Origin of the sequence: uncultured Romboutsia sp. (assembly GCF_958366745.1) — a bacterium.
Classification (GTDB): domain Bacteria; phylum Bacillota; class Clostridia; order Peptostreptococcales; family Peptostreptococcaceae; genus Romboutsia; species Romboutsia timonensis.
This window is the reverse complement of sequence record NZ_CATXCO010000223.1, coordinates 1-3,842: the sequence shown is the minus strand read 5'-3', so window position 1 is coordinate 3,842 and position 3,842 is coordinate 1. Positions and strand designations below refer to the sequence as shown.

Here is a 3,842-nt window from a genome sequence, read left to right as displayed (position 1 = left end):
AGAAAAATCAAATTATAAAGAAATAGCACAACAAATAATAAATGAAATTGGTACAAGTGAAAATATAGTATCAGCAGCTCATTGCGCAACAAGACTTAGATTAGTAATTAAATCTAATGAAAAAGTAAATAAAGAAGCTATAGAAAATATTGATGGGGTAAAGGGAGTTTTCTTTGCATCTGGACAGCTTCAAATAATATTTGGTACAGGTGTAGTAAATAAAGTATATGAAGAATTTGCACAACTTACTGGTCAAGGTGAAGTATCAAAAGAAGAATTGAAACAAGCAGCTAGTGCAAATGATAATAAGTTTAAAAAGATAATAAAGACTTTAGGTGATGTTTTTGTTCCTATTATACCAGCAATAGTAGCTGGAGGTCTTATGATGGGACTTACGGAATCTATAAATTTCTGTGTAAATAATGGTTATTTAGCAATAGATACAAGTGCATCATGGTATGTATTTTTAACTATGTTTAGTAATGCAGCATACATATTCTTACCGATACTTATTGGATTTAGTAGTGCAAAGGTATTTGGTGGAAATCAATTCTTAGGTGCAGTTATAGCTATGATTATGTTACACCCAGATTTACAAAATGCATGGACTGTAGCTAGTGAAGGTGTTCTTAGAAATCAATCGGTATGGTTTGGACTATACGAGATTCCTATGGTTGCTTATCAAGGTCATATAATACCAATAGTAATAGCAGTTTATATAATGAGCTTTATAGAAAATAAACTTCATAAGATAGTTCCAGAAATGATTGATTTATTCGTAACACCATTAGTTACAGTATTTATAACTGGATATTTAACTCTTACATTAGTTGGACCAGTATTTGTTTTCTTAGAAAATTCTTTATTGACTGGAGTTCAACAAATAGTTCAATTACCATTTGGGATAGGTGGGTTTATAATTGGTGGAATATATGCAACTACAGTTGTTACAGGTATTCATCATATGTATTCGATAATAGATATGGGTCAAATTGCCAATTATGGATATACATATTGGTTGCCAATAGCATCAGCTGCAAATATAGCACAAGGTGGTGCAACACTTGCAGTAGGTGTAAAAACTAAAAATAAAAAATTAAAATCATTAGCATTCCCAGCAGCATTAAGTGCAATGTTGGGTATAACAGAGCCAGCAATATTTGGAATAAACTTAAGATATATAAAACCTTTTATAGGGGCAGCTTTAGGTGGAGCAGCAGGAGGATTATATGCGTCAATAGTTGGACTTGGAGCTACAGGAACAGGAGTTACAGGAATATTTGGAATACTATTACATTTACATTCACCTATTAATTATATAATAATGTTTGCAATAGCGTTAGGGGTTGCATTCTTTACAACATTATTATTGGGATGGGATGAATCTAAATAATTTTACAATAAGGTGGCAAATTATATTGTCACCTTATTATATATATAAAATATCGCTATAGATAATGATTGGAGGAAATAATGAACGCTTTAAATAGAGATTTAAAAAAATTAGTAAACTTTATAGAAAAAAATGAAAAAGAAAGAGTTAATAAAGACTACTGGAGATTAAAGTTTCACTTAATGCCACCAGTTGGATGGTTAAATGATCCAAATGGACTTTGTGAATTTAATGGTGAATATCATATCTTTTATCAGTACTCTCCATTTGATGCAAATGGAGGCATAAAGCTTTGGGGACATTATACTAGCAAAGATTTTATTAATTATAAAAATAATGGTACAGAAATATTTGCAGACCAACCTTTTGATTGTCATGGAGCGTATTCAGGTTCAACTATAGTACATAATGGAAAAATGAATATATTTTATACTGGAAATGTAAAGCACGTAGGAGAACATGATTATATTTCATCTGGAAGAGGACATAATACAGTTCTTTTAGTAAGTGAAGATGGAAAAACTTTTACAAATAAAAAATTAATAATGACTAATGATGATTATCCAGAAAATATGACTTGTCATGTTAGAGACCCAAAAGTTTGGATGGAAAATAATAAATTTTATATGGTACAAGGCGCTAGAGATAAAGATGATATAGGTCAAGTATTATTATTTGAAAGCGATGATATGATAAACTGGAATGTAATCAATATTATAAAAAGTGAAAGTAAGTTTGGTTATATGTGGGAATGTCCAGATTTATTTAATGTAGACGGAAAAAATATATTATTAATATCTCCACAGGGAATAGATGCTGAAGGTATAAAATATAATAATATTTATCAAAGTGGATACTACATAATAGATGGAGATTATAAAACTAATAATTATAAATTAAGGGATTTTGAAGAATTAGATAGAGGATTTGACTTTTATGCCCCTCAAACATTTGAAGATTCAAAAGGAAGAAGAATATTAATAGGATGGATGGGACTTCCAGATATAGAGGATTTATATTCTAATCCAACTACAGATTATGGTTGGCAGCATGCATTAACTATACCAAGAGAACTTAAAATTAAAAATAATAAGTTAATACAAAATCCAGTAGAGGAAATTAATAAGTTAAGAAAAGATAAAAAATATATTGAAATAAATTCAAATATAAATGAAGATGCATACGATACATTTGATATGATTGTTAATTTAGAAAAATGTGATAAACTTGAAAGTATTATAAAAAATTGTGTAAATTTAAGTTATGATAGAGAAAAACAATTATTTACATTATCTTTTACACATGGAGGTTATGGAAGAACTAACAGAAGTGTTAGCTTAGATAAATTAAATAACTTTAGAGTACTGTGTGATACATCGTCTATTGAAATATTTATTAATAATGGAGAAGAAGTATTTACTACTAGATTCTATCCAACTAAAGATAATGTAGGAATAAAGCTTAGTGGAGAAAATTTAAAAGGTAGCATTTGTATTTATGAAATGGAGGCCTATAAAATTGAAAACTAAAATATCATCAAGAATATTTGCATTATTAATAGATAATGTCGGTATTTATGCATTGATAGTAGGGATTTTTATAAATATAGGAAAAGACTCTACATTTGCCTTAAGCATTGGGAGTTTAATATTTACAATATATTTAATACTAGTACCAGTTATATTTAAAGGATATCATTTTGGTAAATATATGATGGGAATGAAGATAGTTACAGATAATTATAACAATCCAAGTTTAGTACATATTATTGTAAGAGAATTATGTAAAGTAATTTATACTATACCTTTTATCGGTATTATTTTAGTATTAGTTTCAAATTATGTTATGGGCAAGAGAGAAGATGGTAAGGCCTTACATGATATAATTGCAAGAACAAAAGTAATAAATGTATAATAATGAAATAAATATTGTAATATAGGGATATTAACGGAGGAAATTATGAAAAAAATAATAACTATAGGAGAAGCATTAATTGACTTTATACCCAATAAAAAGGGCTGTAGTTTAAAAGAAGTAGTTGGATTTGAAAGAGTAGCAGGAGGTGCACCTGCTAATGTAGCTGCAGTAGTTAGTAAATTAGGAGGAAAATCTAATTTTATTTCACAACTAGGTGAAGATGCATTTGGAGATTATATTATAGATGAACTTAATAAAGTTAATGTTGATACAAGTTATGTATTAAGGACAAATAAAGCAAATACTGGACTTGCATTTGTTTCTTTAAAAGAAGATGGAAATAGAGATTTTTCATTTTATAGAAATCCAAGTGCGGATATGTTGTTAAATGAAAGTGAAATAAATAAAGAGTGGTTTAATGATTGTCATAGCTTACATTTTTGTTCTGTAGATTTAATAGATTGTCCAATGAAAGAAGCGCATAAAAAAGCAATAGATTCCTTTCGTTGTTTTTTTGACGAGCCTTATTTCG

4 protein-coding genes are annotated in these 3,842 nt (G+C 28.5%); all 4 read left to right on the top strand.

Annotation, left to right across the window (positions count from 1 at the left end; translation table 11 throughout):
- Positions 1-1,393, top strand: a 1,393-nt coding sequence (locus Q5F54_RS11675; protein WP_331562779.1) for a PTS transporter subunit EIIC, incomplete at its 5' end; no start/stop codon positions are given.
- 80 nt (positions 1,394-1,473) lie between these two features.
- The gene (locus Q5F54_RS11670) at positions 1,474-2,922 is read left to right on the top strand and encodes a glycoside hydrolase family 32 protein (protein WP_288306991.1); all 1,449 of its coding nucleotides are present in this window, start codon (positions 1,474-1,476) and stop codon (positions 2,920-2,922) included.
- Complete coding sequence (locus tag Q5F54_RS11665) at positions 2,912-3,307, top strand: RDD family protein (RefSeq protein WP_288306990.1); 396 nt, start codon at positions 2,912-2,914, stop codon at positions 3,305-3,307. Before Q5F54_RS11670 ends, Q5F54_RS11665 begins: the two co-directional genes overlap by 11 nt.
- Positions 3,308-3,352: 45 nt before the next feature.
- Positions 3,353-3,842: PfkB family carbohydrate kinase (locus Q5F54_RS11660; RefSeq protein WP_302334471.1), on the top strand; the 490-nt coding region annotated here is incomplete at its 3' end.

What these genes read in the sequence shown, in the direction of transcription:
- Q5F54_RS11670 (WP_288306991.1), top strand. Translation starts at nt 1,474, where the DNA reads ATGAACGCTTTAAATAGAGATTTAAAAAAATTAGTAAACTTTATAGAA.